The 19,484-nt window shown below is 62.2% G+C and carries 20 protein-coding genes, 2 tRNA genes and 1 pseudogene; 11 read left to right on the forward strand and 12 right to left on the reverse strand.

Going from position 1 to position 19,484, the window contains the following annotated elements; all coding sequences use genetic code 11:
• Positions 1–111: pseudogene (locus AKG11_RS34885) on the forward strand (amino acid ABC transporter ATP-binding protein); the annotation flags it as partial.
• Between the two features lie 251 nt (positions 112–362).
• The gene (locus tag AKG11_RS31090) at positions 363–1,418 is read left to right on the forward strand and encodes a type I restriction endonuclease (RefSeq protein WP_023517567.1); all 1,056 of its coding nucleotides are present in this window, start codon (positions 363–365) and stop codon (positions 1,416–1,418) included.
• Between the two features lie 133 nt (positions 1,419–1,551).
• Here the strand turns inward: AKG11_RS31090 and AKG11_RS31095 are convergent.
• Positions 1,552–1,641 (reverse strand) — tRNA-Ser (locus AKG11_RS31095).
• Between the two features lie 537 nt (positions 1,642–2,178).
• Here AKG11_RS31095 and AKG11_RS31100 point away from each other — a divergent pair.
• From AKG11_RS31100 to ybaL, 4 genes are all read left to right on the forward strand, one after another.
• The gene (locus AKG11_RS31100; RefSeq protein ID WP_023513433.1) at positions 2,179–2,706 is read left to right on the forward strand and encodes a DUF992 domain-containing protein; all 528 of its coding nucleotides are present in this window, start codon (positions 2,179–2,181) and stop codon (positions 2,704–2,706) included.
• An 84-nt stretch (positions 2,707–2,790) separates the two neighbouring features.
• The gene (locus AKG11_RS31105) at positions 2,791–3,054 is read left to right on the forward strand and encodes a hypothetical protein (RefSeq protein WP_023513432.1); all 264 of its coding nucleotides are present in this window, start codon (positions 2,791–2,793) and stop codon (positions 3,052–3,054) included.
• Positions 3,055–3,079: 25 nt separating this feature from the next.
• Positions 3,080–3,427 (forward strand): hypothetical protein, encoded by a 348-nt coding sequence (locus tag AKG11_RS31110; protein WP_023513431.1) that lies wholly within the window; start codon positions 3,080–3,082, stop codon positions 3,425–3,427.
• Between the two features lie 79 nt (positions 3,428–3,506).
• On the forward strand, positions 3,507–5,291 hold the full coding sequence (gene ybaL / locus AKG11_RS31115; RefSeq protein ID WP_050746774.1) for a cation:proton antiporter domain-containing protein: 1,785 nt from the start codon (positions 3,507–3,509) through the stop codon (positions 5,289–5,291).
• Positions 5,292–5,322: 31 nt separating this feature from the next.
• Here ybaL and AKG11_RS31120 read toward each other — a convergent pair whose 3' ends face one another.
• From AKG11_RS31120 to pcsA, 7 genes are all read right to left on the reverse strand, one after another.
• On the reverse strand, positions 5,323–6,030 hold the full coding sequence (locus AKG11_RS31120) for a FadR/GntR family transcriptional regulator (RefSeq protein ID WP_367182441.1): 708 nt from the start codon (positions 6,028–6,030) through the stop codon (positions 5,323–5,325).
• A gap of 202 nt (positions 6,031–6,232) precedes the next feature.
• Positions 6,233–7,303: a BMP family ABC transporter substrate-binding protein gene (locus AKG11_RS31125; protein ID WP_023513428.1), complete on the reverse strand. Its 1,071-nt coding sequence runs from the start codon at positions 7,301–7,303 to the stop codon at positions 6,233–6,235.
• A gap of 51 nt (positions 7,304–7,354) precedes the next feature.
• Entirely contained in the window at positions 7,355–8,275 is a 921-nt protein-coding gene (locus tag AKG11_RS31130) for an ABC transporter permease (RefSeq protein ID WP_050746776.1), read from the reverse strand.
• Positions 8,275–9,369, reverse strand: a complete 1,095-nt coding sequence (locus AKG11_RS31135) for an ABC transporter permease (RefSeq protein WP_023513426.1) — start codon at positions 9,367–9,369, stop codon at positions 8,275–8,277. Before AKG11_RS31135 ends, AKG11_RS31130 begins: the two co-directional genes overlap by 1 nt.
• A complete protein-coding gene (locus tag AKG11_RS31140; protein ID WP_023513425.1) occupies positions 9,359–10,930 on the reverse strand; it encodes an ABC transporter ATP-binding protein in 1,572 nt (523 codons plus the stop codon). The genes AKG11_RS31135 and AKG11_RS31140 overlap by 11 nt, the downstream gene beginning before the upstream one ends.
• Before the next feature lie 48 nt (positions 10,931–10,978).
• On the reverse strand, positions 10,979–11,950 hold the full coding sequence (locus tag AKG11_RS31145; protein WP_050746777.1) for a quinone oxidoreductase family protein: 972 nt from the start codon (positions 11,948–11,950) through the stop codon (positions 10,979–10,981).
• Positions 11,951–11,971: 21 nt separating this feature from the next.
• Positions 11,972–12,694, reverse strand: a complete 723-nt coding sequence (gene pcsA, locus AKG11_RS31150) for a phosphatidylcholine synthase (RefSeq protein WP_023513423.1) — start codon at positions 12,692–12,694, stop codon at positions 11,972–11,974.
• A 244-nt stretch (positions 12,695–12,938) separates the two neighbouring features.
• On the opposite strand from pcsA, the gene AKG11_RS31155 reads away from it, so the two are divergent.
• Entirely contained in the window at positions 12,939–14,147 is a 1,209-nt protein-coding gene (locus AKG11_RS31155) for a UbiH/UbiF family hydroxylase (RefSeq protein WP_050746778.1), read from the forward strand.
• On the opposite strand, the gene AKG11_RS31160 is transcribed toward AKG11_RS31155, so the two are convergent.
• A complete protein-coding gene (locus AKG11_RS31160; RefSeq protein WP_050746779.1) occupies positions 14,115–15,077 on the reverse strand; it encodes an AEC family transporter in 963 nt (320 codons plus the stop codon). The genes AKG11_RS31155 and AKG11_RS31160 overlap by 33 nt on opposite strands.
• Before the next feature lie 144 nt (positions 15,078–15,221).
• Positions 15,222–15,971, reverse strand: coding sequence for a cytochrome c biogenesis CcdA family protein (locus AKG11_RS31165; RefSeq protein ID WP_037408391.1), 750 nt, complete (start codon positions 15,969–15,971; stop codon positions 15,222–15,224).
• Between the two features lie 229 nt (positions 15,972–16,200).
• On the opposite strand from AKG11_RS31165, the gene AKG11_RS31170 reads away from it, so the two are divergent.
• Positions 16,201–16,276, forward strand: a tRNA-Lys gene (locus AKG11_RS31170).
• Between the two features lie 221 nt (positions 16,277–16,497).
• The gene (locus AKG11_RS31175) at positions 16,498–17,328 is read left to right on the forward strand and encodes a hypothetical protein (RefSeq protein WP_050746780.1); all 831 of its coding nucleotides are present in this window, start codon (positions 16,498–16,500) and stop codon (positions 17,326–17,328) included.
• A 23-nt stretch (positions 17,329–17,351) separates the two neighbouring features.
• Here AKG11_RS31175 and AKG11_RS31180 read toward each other — a convergent pair whose 3' ends face one another.
• Both AKG11_RS31180 and AKG11_RS31185 read right to left on the reverse strand, forming a co-directional pair.
• Positions 17,352–17,570, reverse strand: coding sequence for a hypothetical protein (locus AKG11_RS31180; RefSeq protein WP_050746781.1), 219 nt, complete (start codon positions 17,568–17,570; stop codon positions 17,352–17,354).
• An 81-nt stretch (positions 17,571–17,651) separates the two neighbouring features.
• On the reverse strand, positions 17,652–17,915 hold the full coding sequence (locus AKG11_RS31185) for a helix-turn-helix domain-containing protein (RefSeq protein WP_371260174.1): 264 nt from the start codon (positions 17,913–17,915) through the stop codon (positions 17,652–17,654).
• Between the two features lie 83 nt (positions 17,916–17,998).
• Here AKG11_RS31185 and AKG11_RS31190 point away from each other — a divergent pair, with 83 nt between their 5' ends.
• Positions 17,999–18,478 (forward strand): hypothetical protein, encoded by a 480-nt coding sequence (locus AKG11_RS31190; RefSeq protein ID WP_156334185.1) that lies wholly within the window; start codon positions 17,999–18,001, stop codon positions 18,476–18,478.
• Between the two features lie 553 nt (positions 18,479–19,031).
• Positions 19,032–19,484: IS110 family transposase (locus AKG11_RS31195; protein WP_156334186.1), on the forward strand; the 453-nt coding region annotated here is incomplete at its 3' end.

Consider the following 19,484-nt stretch of genomic DNA (forward strand, 5'->3'; position numbering starts at 1 on the left):
GTGATCTTCATGGACCAGGGCCAGATCGTCGAGCAGAACTCGCCGGCCGAGTTCTTCGACAACCCGCAGCACGAGCGTACCAAGCTCTTCCTGAGCCAGATCCTGCACTAGCGGCAGCCAAGGTCCCGTAGCACAGTGCAAGGCCGGAGCATCCCGCAAGATGCTTCGGCCTTTTGTATTGTCCGCCTCTTCCCATCCACTACAGCAATACGTCCTCCCCTTATTTCAGCTACCGCAGACGACAGCCTTCAAAAACACGTGGCAAGAGAAGAGCACTGTAAACTCAGACCAGCAAAGGCAAGCGGCTTGACTTGCAACGAATGATTGCGCAACTCTATCAAGATAACGGGTAGGGGGAAAAAATGAGTACGGTAGAGGAAAGCCTGCGAGCAATCGCAGAGCGCGTAAAGTCGCATTCGAGCACGATGGCAACTGAAGAAGCTGTGAAAACAGCTGTGGTACTCCCGTTCCTCCGCTCACTGGGATACGACGTGTTCGACCCAACCGAGGTCGTCCCCGAGTTCACAGCTGACGCAGTGGGCAAGAAAGGCGAGAAAGTTGACTACGCCATCAAGATCGATGGTGAAATTCGAATTCTGATCGAATGCAAACCCATCTCAGTCCAGTTGGACAAAAAGCACCTCGACCAGCTCTTCAGATACTTCACGGTTACCAACGCGAAATTTGCCATATTGACCAATGGACGGACCTTCAATTTCTACACGGATCTTGAGGCCACCAACAAACTGGACACCCGGCCGTTCTTCGTCTTCGACTTGACTGACTTCAACGCAGGAATCCTGTCCGAACTCCGCAAATTTGAAAAAGGCTCCTTTGACGTATCAGCAATCCTAGCAACAGCCGAGCGTCTCAAATACACGTCGGGGGTAAAGCAGGAAATATCAAAGCTGATAGAAGATCCTACCGAAGAGTTTGTGCGCCTGGTATCCCGAAGTGTATATGACGGCCAGATGCGTGCACAGGCAAAGGAAATGTTTACCGGTATTGTCCGCGCAGCCTTCAGAGAAGTGATAATGGACTCAGTAAAAAATCGCCTCTCCAGCGCACTTGCTGATACACAGGAAGTTATTCAAAACATTGAAGAGCCGACAGAAGATGAGCCAGAGGTTGTTACCACAGACGAGGAGCGCGAGGGCTACATGATCGTGAAGGCGATTGTGCGGGATACGATTGACTCCAAACGGATCGCTATGCGCGACGCAAAGTCCTATTGTGCCGTGCTCGTTGACAACAACAACCGACGCCCGCTGGCTCGCCTATGGTTCAACCGTTCCGTTAAATACATCGGTCTTTTTGACGGCGAGACTGAAGATCGCACAATCATCGATTCACTTGATCAAATTTACGATCACAGCGAAAGGCTCCGGGCTACAGCAAGGAGGTACGCAGGTGAATGAACTGAAATCCGCTAAGCTTGCATTAGCACCAGCGTCGGCGGCGCATGCACATGAATGCCACCTTCGCTGGATATCACAAGTTCAAAATGGCTAAAAACGCCAACGACATAATGGAACTGGAAAACACAACAGTTGGCGGAAGAGGTGGGATTCGAACCCACGGTACGGTTTCCCGCACGCCGGTTTTCAAGACCGGTTCCTTAAACCACTCGGACACTCTTCCCCTGTCTGAAGGCCAAAGCCTGCCGGCTTTGGAGCGATGTGCAACCGGTCTCCGCCGGCCCCATCCTTCAGGCGATGCCGGCTTTGTAGCAGCTTTGGCTGCATCGTCAACGTGCGAGGGCCGGCTTGCGGCAGACTTCGTCGCCAACATCTTGTTTTGAACACAATGCCCTCCTATATAGCCGTCATCGGCATTGCTGATGAGCGCTGGAAAGCTTCTGCCGCTCGCAATGGCCGCATCACCTGATGCCCTTGACCACGGATGTACTGGCACTGGTGAAAAGGTGATGATGAGGAAGGTCGGTGCGTTTTCGCCCCGGCCTTTTTTGTTTTCAGCCATCAGGCGCTCAAGGGACACAGCCCCTGCCTGTGGTCGAAAAGCCTCGCCCGGCAAATGCCGCGTTGTCCGGCCGGTGCAATATCTTATCAAATCGTTACCTGCCCACACTCTGCCACGATCTTCTCCATGAGATGACCTGCGGCCGGGAACCAATGCACCGGATTCGCCATTACCGTGCCAGTTAGAAGGAGTGCACAAATGAACAAGAAGCTTGGAACGATCCTTGCGCTGGGCCTTGCGCAAGCTTTCGCAACGACCGCTGGCGCGGCCGACATGGTGGCACGCGATCCCGCCCCGACCTATGTCGAGCGCGGGGGTGATCGCGACGGCGTGAAGATCGGCATGCTGACCTGCGACGTCGGCGGCGGGGTCGGTTATGTCATCGGCTCGGCCAAGAGCGTCGATTGCGTCTTCTCGTCCACCCGCGGCGAGCAGGACACCTATAGCGGCGTCATCCGCAAGATGGGCGTCGACCTCGGCTTCACCACGCAGGGCCGCATCGTCTGGGCGGTCTTCGCCCCGACGGCCGGCTACCACCAGGGCTCGCTCGGCGGCCTCTATCAGGGCGCGACAGCCGAAGCGACGCTTGGCTTCGGCGTCGGCACCAACGTGCTCATCGGCGGCACCTCCGGGTCGATCCACCTGCAGACGATCAGCGTCAGCGGCCAGATCGGTCTGAACCTTGCGGCCACCGGCACATCGGTGACCCTCACGCCGCAGGGCTGATACGGCAGAGACGGGCGGCTTCGGCCGCCCTTTTCTTTTGCCGCGCGCCGGCGTTCTGGTAGAGTTGCACGGGAGGAGTTTCACATGACCCGTATCGCCCTCGCCGCTTTCGCCGCACTTTTCCTTGCCGCCTGCACGACGGATGGCACCCGCGCGGTGGAGCCCATTCCGGGCAGCATCACCTATGGCGGCCAGCCGCGCACCAAACTCACCAAGGCGCCGATCGGCAGCACGTTCGAGCACACGTTCAACGACCGCTATGGCCGCCCCGTTGTGGAAACCTACCGCATCCAGCCGGATCGTTCGCTTCTCCTGATCCACCGCTACACGCGAATCGAGTATTTCTGAGGTGATGCAGGCCATGGAGACGACAATGCTGGAAAGCACCGACATCGAACTGGAAGACGAACGGCTGAGGCAGCTCGACATCCTCGCGCAAGAGCGGGCGATGACGCCCCCCGAACTGCTGTCGCACTATGCGTCCGGCTCCTTCGGCTTCCACGAGGCGGTACACACGGCATCCATCGTGCTCGACCTCGTCGACGACCAGCTTCTCCACCATCCCGCCATCGCCGGCAACGACGAATGGTTCCGCCTCGCCGCCCGGGCGAGTGAAGCGCTGTTCAACCTCTACCAGTCGATGGGTGCGGCACAGCTTGCAACCCATGCCACGGACGAGGGAAAACGGCCGGAAGAGCTGAACGCCAGCAACGACGATTGACGGCGTTCCCGCCTTGCGCGACGGGGTCGGTGGCCCTACCCTATCCTCTTGAATTCCCACGAATTAAGGATAGACGCGCTTGCCCCATGCGACACCGCTGATCGCAACCCTGGTTGCCGGTATCTGCCTCGCCTTCCTGGCGGGGCTGGTCGCACATCGCTTCCGCCTACCGCCGATCGCCGGCTACCTTCTTGCCGGCGTCGTCATCGGCCCGTTCACGCCCGGTTTCGTCGCCGATCAGAAGCTGGCGAACGAGCTCGCGGAAATCGGCGTCATCCTGCTGATGTTCGGCGTCGGCCTGCATTTTTCGCTGAAGGATCTCCTCTCCGTGCGGGCCATCGCCATTCCCGGGGCGATCGGCCAGATCGTCGTGGCGACCCTCTTCGGCCTCCTGCTTGCGCTGGCGATGGGCTGGTCTGCCGGCAGCGGCTTCGTCTTCGGCCTGTCGCTTTCCGTCGCCAGCACCGTGGTGCTGCTGCGCGCCCTGCAGGAGCGCCGCATGGTGGAGACGGAACGGGGCCGGATCGCGGTCGGCTGGCTGATCGTCGAGGATCTCGTCATGGTGCTGACCCTCGTGCTGCTGCCGCCGCTCGCCGGCGTGCTGGGCGGCACGGCGCAGACGGCCGATGTCGATCCGGAGCTGACGCGGGCCCTCGGCATCGGCGCGGTCTGGACGGCGGTGGGTGTGACGGCGCTCAAGGTCTCGGCCTTCATCGCGCTGATGCTCGTCGTCGGCCGCAAGGTCATCCCGATGATCCTGCACTACGTGGCGCATACGGGCTCGCGCGAGCTCTTCCGCCTGTCCGTGCTCGCCATCGCGCTCGGCGTCGCCTACGGCTCTGCGAAATTATTCGGCGTCTCCTTCGCCCTCGGCGCCTTCTTTGCCGGCATGGTGCTGGCGGAATCGCAGCTCAGCCAGCAGGCGGCGCGGGAAACGCTGCCGCTGCGCGATGCCTTTGCCGTGCTTTTCTTCGTCTCCGTCGGCATGCTGTTCAACCCGGTCAATCTGATCGAGCGGCCGCTGGCGATCCTTGCTACCTTTATCACCATCGTCTTCATCAAGTCGGCCGCCGCCTATCTCATCGTCAAGGCCTTCGGTTATCCGCGCACCATCGCGCTGGTCATTGCCGCAAGCCTCGCCCAGATCGGCGAATTCTCCTTCATCCTCGTCGTGCTCGGGGTCGGGCTCGATCTCCTGCCGGCCGTAGCGCAAGATCTTGTCGTGGCCGGTGCGCTGTTCTCGATCCTGGTCAATCCGCTTCTCTTCATGGCCGTCGATCACTATGGCGCGAGGCTGGATGCTGCAGCAGCACAGGAGCCGGACGGCAGCACGGCCGCAGTGCTCCAGCCGGAAGAAGCGGCCGAGGACGTTCCCGAACCGACGGCACTCATCGAGCATGCGATCGTCGTGGGCTACGGCCGGGTCGGCAAGCGTATCGTCGAGCGGCTGCGCGCCGCCGGCATGCCGGTACTGGTCATCGAGGAACGGGCCGGCGTGGCAGAAGCCCTGCGGGAAAGCGGCATCGAGGCGATCGGCGAACCCGCAGGCGGGCGCGGCGTGCTCCTGCAGGCAAACATTGCCGGCGCACGCTGGTTCGTGACGGCGATACCGGATGCCTTTGCAGCCGGGACGCTGATCGAGCAGGCGCGCGCCGCCAATGGCGCAATCCGCATCGTGGCGCGGGCGGCATCCGGGGCGGAGGCCGATCACCTGCGCCAGTTCGGCGCCAACCATATCGTGATTGCCAAGGAAGAGGTCGCCGCGGCCATGGCGGACCGCCTGCTTTCCGGGGAGGCTCGGCCGGCGCGCGAGGAGGATGGCGTGCAGGGCGAACTCAACCTCGCCGCACCGTCATCGCTCTGACGGGCGCACGCTTTTACACAACACGGCCGCGCTACATGCCTTCGCGCAGCGCCTGCACGACGCGTTCGCGCCCGACCTTGATGACGTTCTCCATCGCCCGGCGCGCACCGTCCTCGTCCCGCTTGTCGATCTCCTCGACGATGCGGATGTGGCTGGTCGAGACATCGCCGATCTTGCCACGGTCAGCGGCCGGCGAGGAGAGCTTGAACGCACCGACGAGACCTGCCTCGATGAGGCTGCCGAGCGTGCGCAGGAAGGGATTGCGCGAGGCCTCGAGCACGGAGAGGTGGAACTTGAGGTCGGCCATGGCCAGCGTTTCCGCCGTGTGTTCTGGATCCCCCATGGCGACGGCAAGGCGCATCATCTGGCTGATATCGGCCTCCGTCGCGTGGCGCGCCGCCAGCGCCGCCGCCTGCGGCTCGAAGGCGAGGCGCACTTCGGACAGATGCAGCAGGAACGCCTCGTTGACGCCGACGGCGAAATACCAGGTGAGGATATCGCTGTCGAAGAGGTTCCACTGGGTGTTCGGCGTCACCCGCGTGCCGATTCGCGCGCGCGGCACGACGAGCCCCTTGGCGGCCAGCGTTTTCATCGCTTCGCGCAGCACCGTTCGGGAGACCTTGAAACGCGCGGCAAGCTCGGCATCGCCGGGCAAGGTCGCGCCGACGGGATAGTCGCCGGCAATGATTGCCCTGCCCAATTCGTTGACGACCTGCGCGTGACTGGTACGCGTGTTCATCCCGCTGATGACGGTTTCTAACAAACCCCTGCGCAACGACGTCCCCTCCTCCGCCAAGGACCACCCATTTTGGTCCAAAGCCATTCGGCAGGTATAGAGCGCGCCGCCGATTCCGCAAAGGCCGTTCGCGTCATCGGCCCTTCACAAACGAAAAAGGCGCCCCGATGGGGCGCCTTCCGTGCTGGAATGGGTCAGCTTCAGCTTACTTCGGCAGCTGGTCGTCGACGCCGGCGATGTAGAAGTTCATGCCGAGCAGCGTGCCGTCGTCGGCAACAGCGCCATCAGCCAGCCAGTCCGAGCCGTCCTGCTTCTTGATCGGGCCGGTATAGGGGTGCAGTTCGCCTGCGCGGATCTTGGCTTCCGCCTCTTCCGCCAGCTTCTTCACGTCGTCCGGCATGTTGGTGTAGGGCGCCATGGTGAGGATGCCGTCCTTCAGGCCATCCCAGACTTGCTCCGACTTCCAGCTGCCGTCCAGAACCGCCTTGGTGCGCTTGATGTAATAAGCACCCCAGGTGTCGACGATGGCGGTGAGCTGGGTGTTCGGGCCGGCCGCGATCATGTCGGAGGCCTGGCCGAAGGCCTTGATGCCGCGCTCGGAGGCAACCTGCATCGGCGCGGTCGTGTCCGTGTGCTGGGTCAGGATGTCCACACCCTGGTCGATCAGCGCCTTGGCAGCGTCGGCTTCCTTGCCCGGGTCGAACCAGGTGTTTGCCCAGATGACCTTGACCTTGAAATCCGGGTTGATCGACTGTGCGCCGTGCACGAAGGCATTGATGCCCATGACAACTTCCGGGATCGGGAAGGAAGCGATGTAACCGGCAACGCCCTTCTGCGACATCTTCGCGGCGATCAGGCCCTGGATATAGCGGCCTTCATAGAAACGCGCATTGTAGGTCGCGACGTTCGGGGCGGACTTGAAGCCCGTCGCGTGTTCGAACTTCACGTCCGGGAATTTTGCGGCGACCTTGATCGTGGCGTCCATGAAGCCGAACGAGGTGGTGAAGACCAGCGCGCAGCCAGAACGGGCCATGCGCTCGATCGCACGCTCGGCATCCGGGCCTTCCGGTACGTTTTCGAGGAAGGGCGTCTCGATCTTGTCGCCGAATTCGGTCTGAAGCGCCTGGCGGCCGATATCGTGCGCCTGGGTCCAGCCGCCGTCGGTCTTGGAGCCGACATAGATGAAGCAGATTTTCGTCTTGTCCTGGGCGCTTGCGGCAGCGGCAAAGCCGAGAACGGCCGTCGAGGTTGCGAGAGCGAGAATGATTTTCTTCATTTTATCCTCTTTAGGTTATCAGGAGTGGTGTTCCCGTCTTCTTGTTCTTCGTCACCGGTCGGGCACGAACGGTTTTCCAAGCGAGGCAGGCGTGTTGATCAGCGTCATCCGCCGATTGTGCGATATCAGGATGAGGACGACAACCGTGGCGATGTAGGGAAGCGCCGACAGCAGCTGTGAGGGGATGCCAAGGCCGAGCGCCTGGGCATGCAGCTGGCTGATCGACACCGCGCCGAAGAGATAGCCGCCCGCCAGCAACCGCCAGGGGCGCCAGGAGGCGAAGACGACAAGCGCGAGCGCGATCCAGCCGCGGCCGGCGGACATGTTCTCGACCCATTGCGGCGTATAGACCAGCGAAAGCTGGGCACCGGCAAGCCCCGCGCAGGCGCCGCCGAACATCACCGCAAGATAGCGTGTGCGGATGACGTGAATGCCGAGGGCATGGGCCGAGGCGTGGCTGTCGCCGATCGCCCGCACCTTCAGGCCCGCGCGGCTGCGGAACAGGAACCAGTTGACGCCGAAGACGAGCGCGATCGACAGGTAGAAGATGATGTCCTGCTTGAAAAGCAGCGGGCCGAGGAAGGGAATGTCCGACAGCAGCGGGATGACGATCGGCTGGAGCTTGACGCCGGACATGCCGACATAGGGCTCGCCGATCTGGCCGGAAATGCCGAGGCCGAGAATGGTGAGTGCAAGGCCGGTCGCCACCTGGTTTGCGACGAGCGTCAGCGTCAGGAAGCCGAAAAGCAGCGAGAACAGCGCGCCGCAGGCAATGCCGGCAAGAACACCGATATAAGGCGATCCCGTCGACTGGGTCACGGCAAAAGCCAGCACCGCGCCCATGACCATCATGCCCTCGACACCGAGATTGAGCACGCCGGCCCGCTCGCTGACGAGTTCACCGAGGGAGGCCAGCACCAGCGGCGTCGCCGCGGTGATGACGGTGAGAAGGATGGCTTCAATGATACCCATCAGTGCGCTCCGCCTTCACTGGACGGACTGAACCGCGAGAAGACCAGCCGGATCTTGTATCGGATGAGCGTGTCGCAGGAGAGCACGAAGAACAGGAGCAGCCCCTGGAAGACGCGCGTCACCTTGTCGGAAACGCTGAGTGTCAGCTGTACCGCCTCGCCGCCCACATAAGTGAGCGCCAGGAACAGGCCAGCGGCGATGATGCCGAGCGGATTGAGGCGGCCGAGGAAGGCGACGATGATCGCGGTAAAGCCGTAGCCGGGCGAAATGATCGGCTGCAGCTTGCCGATGGTGCCGCTGACCTCGGAGATGCCGGCAAGACCGGCAAGCGCACCGGACAGTAGCATCGAGAACCAGATCATGCGCTTCGACGAAAAGCCTGCAAAGCGCCCAGCCCGCTCCGACTGGCCGAGAACGGTGATCTCGAAGCCCTTCAGCGTATAGCGCATCATGATCCACAGACCGACGGCGGCTATGATGGCGAAGGCGAAGCCCAGATTGGCCCTTCCCGACGCGATGAGTTCCGGCAGGATCGCTTCCGGCGCGAAATCCCGTGTGACAGGGAAGTTGTAGGCATCCGGGCTACGCCAGGGACCCCGCACTAGCCAGTCGAGGAAGAGCTGAGCGATATAGACCAGCATCAGGCTCGTCAGGATCTCGTTGGTGTTCATATGCGCCTTGAGGAAGGCGGGGATGGCGGCATAGAGCGCGCCACCGATCATGCCGCAGATCAACATCAGCGGCAGGACGAGCGGCGAATGCCAGTCGTGGAAGACAACGGGCACGATGGCGCCGGCAATCGCCCCCATGATGAACTGGCCCTCGGCGCCGATGTTCCAGTTGTTCGAGCGATAGCAGATCGAAAGGCCGGCGCCGATGAGGATCAGCGGCGCAGCCTTGATGGCGATCTCGTGCAGCGACCAGATGTCGAGCAGCGGCTCGATGAAGAAGCTGTAGAGCGCCGAGACCGGATCCTTGCCGATCAGCGCGAACATGATGCCGCCGGCGATCACCGTCAGGCCGAGGGCGAGGAACGGCGAGAGGATGGAGTAGAGCGTCGAGGGATTGGCGCGCTTTTCCAGTTCAATGCGCATGGGCCACCTCGCCTTCCGTCTTGCCGTACATACCGCCCATCAGGAGGCCGATCTTCTCGCGGGTGAGTTCATGCGCCGGATAGACGTCGGAAAGCCGCCCTTCGCTGATGACGGCGATCTCGGTTGCGACTTCGAAGATCTCGTCGAGGTCCTGGCTGACAACGAGCACCGCCGAGCCGGCTTTCGCGAGATCGACGAGCGCCTGGCGGATGCGGCTTGCCGCGCCCGCATCGACGCCCCAGGTCGGCTGGTTGACGATCAGCACGGCGGGCTGGCGGTCGAGCTCGCGCCCGACGATGTATTTCTGCAGGTTGCCGCCGGAGAGCGAGCCGGCCGCCGGATCCTCGCCGCTCTTGCGCACGTCCATCGTCTCGGAAATGCGCTTCGAGGCGATACGCACGACCGCATGGCGGATGACACCGAGCACGCCGCCGGCAAGAAACGTCTTGCGGTCCGACTGGTTGCGCGCCAGGACGAGATTGTCGGAGAGCGGCAGCGCCGGCACGGCGGCATGGCCGTGCCGTTCCTCAGGGACGAAGCCGGCGCCCATCAGCCGGCGCGCGGTGATGCCGAGATTGCCGGCCGCCTTGCCGCGGATGGAAACGGCGGTGGCATCAGGCACCGGATATTCGCCCGAGAGCGCGTCAAACAGCTCGCCCTGGCCGTTGCCGGCAACGCCCGCGATCGCCAGAACCTCGCCGCCCCGCACCTTCAGACAGACATTCTTCAGCGCGACGGCAAAGGGCGTGCGCGCGGGAACGCTGAGATGCCGGGCTTCGAGCAGCACGTCACCCTTCGTATTGGTGCCTGCCGCCGTCACCGAGGCGACATCGCTGCCAACCATCATGCGGGCCAGCGAGGCTGGCGTTTCCTGGCGCGGATCACAGGCGCCGGTCACCTTGCCGTGACGCAGTACCGTGGCGCGATCGCAGATGCGCTGCACCTCTTCGAGGCGGTGGCTGATATAGAGCACCGAACGGCCCTCGGCCTTCAGCTTGGCCAGCGTCTCGAACAGCCGGTCGGCCTCCTGCGGCGTCAGCACCGAGGTCGGCTCGTCGAGGATGATGAGTTCCGGGTTCTGCAGCAGCGCACGCACGATCTCGATGCGCTGGCGTTCGCCGACCGAAAGGTCCGCGACATGCGCCTTCGGATCGAGCGGCAGGCCGTAGAGATGGGAAAGGCGCGAGGCCTCTTCCGCCACCTTGGAAAGCGAGATGCCCGGGCTCAGCGACAACGCGATGTTTTCCGCAACCGTCAACGCTTCGAAGAGCGAAAAATGCTGGAAGACCATGCCGATGCCGAGCCGGCGGGCAGCACCCGGGCTCGGTATGCGCACGGGGTCGCCCTTCCACAGGATCTGCCCACTGGTCGGCGCCAGAACGCCGAAGAGCATCTTGACGAGCGTGGACTTGCCGGCCCCGTTCTCGCCCAACAGGGCGTGGATTTCGCCCGGCTGGATGTCGAGATCGATGGCGTTACACGCGGCAAATGAACCAAACAGTTTGGTCAGGCTGCGGACAGCCAGCAACGGGCTGCCCCCGGACGCTCCAACGGCTGACACTCTTCCCCTCTTTCCTGCAAACCCATCCTGCCGCCCGTTCGGGTCGTGTCAGGGAATGAGCAACGTCGTTCCACTCGTTTTTCTTGCTTCCAGATCCGTGTGCGCGCGTCCCGCCTCGGCCAACGGATAAGTCTGATGAATATTGATACGCACTTTGTTGCTTTGCACAACATCAAAGAGCGAGTTTGCACATGCATCCAGCGCCTCGCGCGTGGCGATATAGGCAAAGAGCGTCGGGCGCGTGGCGTAGAGCGAGCCCTTCTGCGCAAGCAACCCCATGTTGAAAGCATCGACGGGGCCGGAGGAGTTGCCGAAGCTGACGAAGAGGCCACGCGGCTTCAGGCAGTCCAGCGACTTCGGGAATGTATCCTTGCCGACGGAATCGTAGACGACGTCGACGCCCGCCCCGCCCGTCAGTTCGCGCACCCGCGCGACGAAGTCTTCCTTGCCGTAATCGATGACATGGTCGTAACCATTGGCGAGCGCGAGATCGATCTTCGCCTGAGAGCCCGCCGTGCCGATGACCGTCGCACCGAGCGCCTTCGCCCATTGCCCGGCAATGAGCCCGACGCCGCCAGCGGCGGCATGGAAGAGGATCACGCTGCCGGGCCTGACCTGGTAGGTCTGGAGCAGCAGGTACTGCGCCGTCATGCCTTTCAGCATCATGGCCGCCGCCGTTTCCAGCGAGATGCCATCCGGCACCTTTACGAGATGTTTCGTCGCGACGTTGCGTTCGGCCGCATAGGCGCCGTCCGCCGACGCATAGGCAACGCGGTCGCCAATCGCAAAATCCGTGACGCCCTCGCCGAGCATTGTGATCGTGCCCGCCCCTTCCTTGCCGGGAATGAACGGTGGCTCGGCCTTGTAGAGGCCCGTACGAAAATAGACATCGATGAAATTGAGGCCGACCGCGGCCTGCTTGATCTGCACCTCGCCCGGTCCCGGCGCGGCGAGCGCTACATCTTCGAGCTTCAGTACTTCCGGCCCGCCGAGGCTGCGGACGACGATCGCCTTGGTCATCAGAAAATCTCCCTGATATGTCTACCGGCCGAGATTGGGAAAGACCTGCAGCACGGCGCCGACGACATAGAGATAGATCCCCGTCGCCACCACGCCCCAGACCACCCAGGCCGGCGTATCGAAGTGCAAGAGCAGCGCATATCCGCTGAGCAGCGCCCAGAGGAAGAAGACTGCGAGATTCAGCGCCCGCAGCCGCTGGACGCGCACCGGATGCAGGAAATTGATCGGCATGAAGGTGAGGAAGACGGAGACGAAGACGATGATCGACGCGGTCAGCTCACTCGCCTGGATGACGAAAAGCGTGAACACCACCATGTTCCAGACGACTGGAAAGCCGGAGAAGAAATATTCGTCCGTCTTCATGCCCATATCGGCATAGTAGATGGCGCTCGACACGACGATCGCTCCAGCCGCCACGAAAGACCATGGCTCGCCGATCATGCCGCTCTGGTAGAGCGCAAAGGCCGGCAATAGCACGTAGGTCACGTAGTCGATGACGTTGTCCAGCGTGTCGCCGGACCAGTTCGGCAGCACTTCCTTGACGCGCACCTTACGCGCGATCGGCCCGTCGATGCCGTCGACGAGCAGCGCCAGGCCCAGCCACCAGAACATGTCGACAAAACGGTGCTCGGCCGCGGCCACCACGCCCAGAAAGGCGAGGAAGGAGCCGGATGCCGTCAGGATATGAACGGAAAAGGCACGAATCTCCGCGTAGGGTACGCGTTTGTAGTTGAAAAACTTCATAGCCCTTCGCAGTCCATTCCCTGGGGTTTTCGCCGGCGGTCCGCCGACATGCCCTCTTACGCGGTGTCACTGTCCGTAATATGCATTGATTGCCCTGTATCGCCAGTAGAAATCGGTCACCGATCACCCGACTTCACACCCTGCGCCGATTCATCCCATGGAAATTGCCTCTTTGCCGGCCTAGAGTCTGCCGCTAGAAGCACCCCAAACCTGTGGGTAACGCTTGACGCTTCGGAGGTCGGCCATGAGACAATTCGATATCGCGGTCGTCGGCGCCGGTCTTGCCGGCAGCCTCGCGGCGCTGGCGCTTGCCGATTCGGGCGCACGCGTTGCACTGATCGCCCCGCCCGCCCGCGCCAATGACGGCCGCACCACGGCCCTGATGGACCAGTCCATCGCCTTCCTCAGGACGCTGGGCCTGTGGGAGGAGATCGCCCGCCACGCCGCGGCCCTCGAAACCATGCAGATCCTCGACGGCACCGCGCGGCTCTTGCGCGCACCGCCCGTCGCCTTCCGTTCCGGCGAGGTCGGGCTCGACGCCTTCGGCTACAACATTCCCAACGCGCCCTTCCTCGCGGTGCTCGACGCCCGCATCGCGGCAAAAGGCACGATCGAGCGGATCGAGAGCGGCGTGACGGCCGCCAATGCCTTCGAGCAGGGCGTAGAGCTCACCCTCGACGACGGCGAGCGTATTCTGGCCGGCCTCGTTGCCGGCGCCGACGGCAGAAAATCAAAGATCCGCGACAGCGCCGGGATCGCCGTCAAGGCCTGGTCCTATCCCCAGGCGGCCCTCGTGCTCAACTTTTCGCACGAGCGCCCGCACGGCAATGTCTCGACGGAGTTCCACACCGAGAGCGGCCCTTTCACGCAGGTTCCCCTGCCCGGCAACCGCTCCAGCCTCGTCTGGGTGCTGCCGCCGAAGGAAGCCGCGCGCCTCAAGGACCTACCCGCGACAGAACTCGGCCATGCGGTGGAAACGCGCATGCAATCCATGCTCGGCAAGGTCACGGTGGAAGGCTCCGCGCAGAGTTTCCCGCTTTCCGGCATGACGGCCGAGCGCTTCGGCAAGGGCCGCATCGTGCTCCTCGGCGAGGCCGCCCATGCCTTCCCGCCGATCGGCGCGCAGGGCCTCAATCTCAGCCTGCGCGACATCATGGCGCTGAAAGAGCTGATCCAGGGCGCGGCGCCGGCAAACGACGCAGGGATTGGCGAACGCTTCGACCGCAAGCGGCAGGCGGACATCCGCTCGCGCACACTGAGCGTCGACCTGCTCAACCGCTCGCTGCTCTCCGATTTCCTGCCCGTGCAGTTCCTGCGCTCGGCCGGCCTGCACCTGCTCTCCGCCCTCGGCCCCCTGCGCAGCATCGTCATGCGCGAAGGCATCGAGCCGCTCGGTTCGTTGAAGGCCTTTCGCGATGGTCTACGGGAACGGGTCGCCCGGAAGCAGGCCTGACTTGATGAGGTAGAGCAGGACCGTCACCGTCGCGACGGACAGCACCGTCGTGATGAGGATGGTCGCCGACGCCCGTTCCTGCCACACCCCGTATTGCTGGCCGATGACGAAGACATTGGTCGCCGTCGGCAGGGCCGCGAGCAGCACCGCGGTAAAGACCCAGACCGGATCGAAATTACCGGCAAGCCCGAGCATCAGATACATGGCCACCGGCAGCAGCAGCAGCTTTGCCGGCACGATATAGCCGATCTCCACCGGCACTCGCTTGAGGGGCCGAAGCGCCAACGTAACACCCATGGCAAAGAGCGCGCAGGGCGCCGCCGCCTGCGCGAGATAGTCGATCAGCCGCTGCAGCGGCGCCGGCGGCTCGAAGCCGGCAAAGGCCGCGGCGAAGCCCGCCGCCGTCGCGATGATGAAGGGATGGGTGACGATCTTGCGCACCACGCCGCCGGCGATCTTGAGCACCGGCTGCTTCTCCCCGCCGGCAAGCGCCATCAGCGCGGGCGCGACCATGAAATGCAGCATGTTCTCGAAGCAGAAGACCAGCGCCACCGGCACCGCCGCCGGCTCGCCGAAGGCGAGCAGCGCCAGCCCCGGCCCCATATAGCCGATATTGCCATAGGCGGCGGCCAGGCCCTGGATCGTCGCCTCGCTTATCGCCGCCCGCCGCACCCAGAGTCCGATGGCGAAGATCAGGCCGAAGACGAGATAGGTCGCGCTGATATTGGCGAGGATGAAGTCGACGCGCGTCAGCTGTTCGATCGGCGTCTTGGCCACCAGCTTGAAGAACAGGGCCGGCAGCGCGATGTAGATGATGAAGGTGTTGAGCCAGCCGAGCGCCTCGACCGGCTGGCGCGTGATGCGCGCGACCACGTAGCCGAGAAGAATCATGCCGAAGAACGGCAATACAAGTCCGATGATCTCAGCCATGCACCGAAGCGTGCTCCCGCTTGCCTGGGGCATATCGCGCAAATGCAGGCCGCTGGGCGCGCACGATATGCGAAGAATCGAAGGCCCGACACGCCGGGATTCGATTCCGCGAGGATCGCAGCGCGCTTCAGGTCACATCCCCGGTTAGCCGATTTGCGAGAGAATGGGAAACGTTTGCTGGAACCAGATGGCGACGGCGCTGATATAGCCGAAGATGAAGGCGAGGCCGGTGAGGACAAGCAGAACGCCCATCACCTTCTCCACCGTGCCGAGATGACGGCGGAAGCGCATGAGGAAGCGCATGAAGGCGCCGGAAAACCCGGCCGCGATCCAGAACGGCACCGCAAGCCCGAGCGAATAGACCGCAAGCAGGACGGCACCGTCGCCGACCGTTTCGCGCGCCGCGGCAACGCCGAGGATCGCCCCCAGAACCGGCCCGATGCAGGGCGTCCAGCCGAAGGCGAAGGCCAGGCCCATGATATAGGCGCCGGACGCCGTCGCCGGCTTGCCTCCCCCCTGGAAGCGCGCCTCGCGGGCAAACAGCCCGATCCGCAGCAGGCCGAGAAAATGCAGGCCCATCAGGATGATGATGACGCCGCCGATCTGCGCGAGAATGTCGAGATGCCGGCGGAGCACCATGCCGATCGTCGAGGCGCCTGCCCCGAGTGCCACGAACACCGTGGCAAAACCGAGCGTGAAGCAGAAGGCGGCCAGAAGCACGGCCCCGCGCGTCTCGCGCCGCACGGCCACCGCATCGCCGCCCTTGAACTGCTCAACGGAAATGCCCGCCATGTAACAGAGATAGGGCGGGACGAGCGGCAGGACGCAGGGCGACAGGAACGAGAGGGCTCCGGCAAGAAGCGCGCTCAACAGGGAAATATCGGCGATCGACAATGAACTACTCCGCAGCGGCGGGGACAGACGGGCCGGCGCGAAACCGGCCATGTCCGCCCCTCCAATTGCGCTTCGTAGTATCCGCCGAAGTCCTCTCCTGCCAATCACCTTTTGGAGAACGCGACCAAATGCAGCAAAAGCTGTTTTTCGCCGCATTTTCCGGGTTGACCCGGCAAATGCTCCTGCCTATGTTCCGCCCACTTCCGCGGGGCACCTTCGCACCGCCAGGGAGCGCGTAGCTCAGCCGGTAGAGCAACTGACTTTTAATCAGTAGGTCCAGGGTTCGAATCCCTGCGCGCTCACCACAAAAATCTCAATAAAATCAACGCGGCAAGTGGTGTGACTCAAGGTAAAAGTTACCTAGATTTACCGCTGTTTACCTTGGCTTTGCGAGCATTTACGGCACATGATTGGCACACGGCACATGGAAGATCGCTCTCGAGTCGGGCGGCTTTTCTTGCGCTACTTACACACTCTAAGATCGTTGGCGGGCGCCATTTGCTGAAACTCCGCCCGGTGTATAGACGTGACCTTCAAGCTCATCGGGAGACAGGCGGACTGGCGCATGCAGGAAACCGATATCGAAGACCCGTCCGCACCGACCTCAACGTATTCGTCCAAGGTTGTCCGTGGCGCTAGCGCTGCGACTGTCTTGTGGCTGGCTGGAGTCGTTGTGATGCCGCTGCTGATGGAGCGGCCAGACAAGCTAAACGAATGGGGAGACTATGTCGCCGGAGCGGCGGCTCCGCTGGCGTTTCTCTGGGTCGTGGTTGCTGTTTTGCTCCAAACCTGGGAACTGCGTGCACAACGTGAGGATCTCGCCATTTCGCACCGTGAACTCATCCTGCAGCGGGAGGTCTCAACAGCGCAAGCAGCAGAGGCTAAGCGACAGGCGGACTTTATCGGGATGCAAATCGCGATACTGGAGGAGGAGCGGAAAGACCGTCGGCGAGCAAACCTGGCCAATGAGTTCGATGAGACCGTTGAGGAAATCCACACCCTGGTGGAAGACATCTTCGACGGCAATGTGATCGGATTCGCCAAGAGCAAGCAACATGGCGTGCAAAGCGCCCTCACCTTTCTCATTAGCCTTGATCGAAAACGATCTCCTACTCAAGAAGCAGTCAGAGTGATGGAGGCGGCCGCGCAGCGCGTTGATCCTATATACTTCGAATGGGTTGCCGGCGAGGACACCGCTCCCGCTTTGCGCGCGCTCGACAGGCTGCTGGGTAGAGCGATAGAGTTGGCTACCTCAACTGAGGCGGGGAGCGCTAGAACTGCCTCGCTAGAGCGGTTACAACTCTGCGAACTGAAGGCTTCGCTGTCTCAGATAGATCTAAATCCTGAATATCGCTAGCGCCGTCCGACGTGGATAAGCTTCTACGACGGCGGCGAAGTTTCATCTTTCTCGGCGGCGAGCTTTCGCCTGATGCGCTCCACTGCGCTTTCGGTCACGACCGGCTTGGCCTTGGCTTTCTCATACTCCATTTCGAACCGATCAAGCCACGGCTGCATTTCTGGCCCGATTTCGTCGACCAGCTCTGCGCATAGAATCATGTAGCGCTCCAGGTCCTCCAGCGTGAAAACTCTTTCCTTCATTCTCGCGGCTCCTTCTCAGGGGGTGGGCTCGCGGTTCCGTACTCCGTCAATGCGTCGGATTTGCAGCGGCAGATAAAACCGTCATCCTCGCCTAAGCGCCACGCCAGGACCGGGCGAAACCTCGCCGTTGTCGAGGAAGGTTATGCCGGCTGCCTCCAGGGCGGAGCGGATGGCCGTCACGTTGTTGCCAATCGGTTTGCGCTTGCCCGACTCGAAGTCTCGAAGCGTTGACGGCGAGACACCAGCCTCTGTTGCGAGGTGTGGTTGCGTCCACTCCAAGAGTGCGCGTGCGGCCCTGCATTGCCCCGGATTCATGAAGCCCTCAATAAAAAACAACAAGGTCATTATTTTATGTTGACTTTGCTGTGACGTTGGTGTTTTCTAATGACATACACGATTTGCAACGTCAACAAGGAGGACCACCAGCAATGGCCACCACCACGCACGACTCCCTAACCGACAGAAGGCTCGAACCCCGCAGGCTGCTGCCGAGAAGACAACCGCCGCACTTCCCCTATGACCAGGCCAGCGCCACCGAGATTCCACGCATGGCAGCTCTCGCTGAACAACTGCAGACCAGCATGCTCGAACTCCAGCCCATGCCAGATGAGGCTATGGACGGCATCAACAACGCACATACGGCCGTCGTGGAGGCGCTCGCCGTCGCGCCGGTCACTAAGTCCAGTGAACTTGCCGACAAGCTGCGTGTGCTCGCCTACCTCGTCGAGGGCGACAAGGGCGGTGTGCTGAACCTCGAGACCCTGATGCTGCAGGCCGTGCTGCACGACCTCGGCGCATTCCGGATCCGCGAGGCGATCGCTGAAGGGTTCGGCATCGTCGAAACGATTTATGGCGATCTGCTCCAATTGCGGGCTGGCTACTACACCAAGATCGATCGACCCAACTGAAACTTCCCGCCAGCCGTCGCCGCATGTCGGCTGGCCTTTGCCGCGCTCCTCATGGGTTTCGAGTTGAGCGCGGCCCTTTATTCCAACACCACAGGCCAGCGCTGCACCACCCGCCCCACACCGCGGAGCGCTGGCCGCCCATTCCGGACGATAGGTTGACGCCGACTTGGCGTGACGCTATCGTCCACCTCGCAGCATCTCAGGATGCGCCGGCTCCAGAGTTCGACACTGGCCCCGGTTCGCGGCAACGATGGTCGACAATCCCCTCACGGGGGGAGATGTCGCTGTTTGCCGGTACATGACATCTCCCTTTTATCGAAACACTCGGCCAGGAGATCGTCCAATGTTGAACATGGGGTAATCGCGGTGCGCGCCCTGCAACAACCAACGTCCATTGCGGGGTGGTTGCCCCCCGATAAGANGTTGAACATGGGGTAATCGCGGTGCGCGCCCTGCAACAACCAACGTCCATTGCGGGGTGGTTGCCCCCCGATAAGATGGAGAAACGGGCTCTCGATTGGAACCGGGCCCAAACATCCAATGGAGAGCAACCATGGAACAGTATATCGGGCTTGATGTTTCGCAGAAAGAGACCGCGATTTCGATCCGGCAAGGCGGCTCGCGGATTTGGCGAGGCAAGTGCGTATCAGATCCCACCGTCCTGGCAGCGATTATTCGCAAACAAGCACCATATGTGAAGCGCGTGGTTTTCGAGACGGGTCCGCTCTCGACGTGGTTCTACCATGCGCTATCGGCTGAGGGGTTGCCTGTTGTTTGTATCGAAGCGCGCCACGCGCAGAAAATCTTGAATGAGACGCTGAACAAAACTGACGCCAATGACGCGGATGGATTAGCACAATTGGCCGAGGCTGGGTTTTACAAGGCTGTTCGCGTGAAGGGCTTCGATGCCATGCTGACCCGCACTTTGATCGGCGTTCGCAAGCAGGTTGCGGGCATGTCTATCCAGATCAGCAACCAAATCCGCGGTGTGATGAAGACGTTTGGC

Source organism: Shinella sp. SUS2 (genome assembly GCF_001262505.1).
Classification (GTDB): Bacteria; Pseudomonadota; Alphaproteobacteria; order Rhizobiales; family Rhizobiaceae; genus Shinella.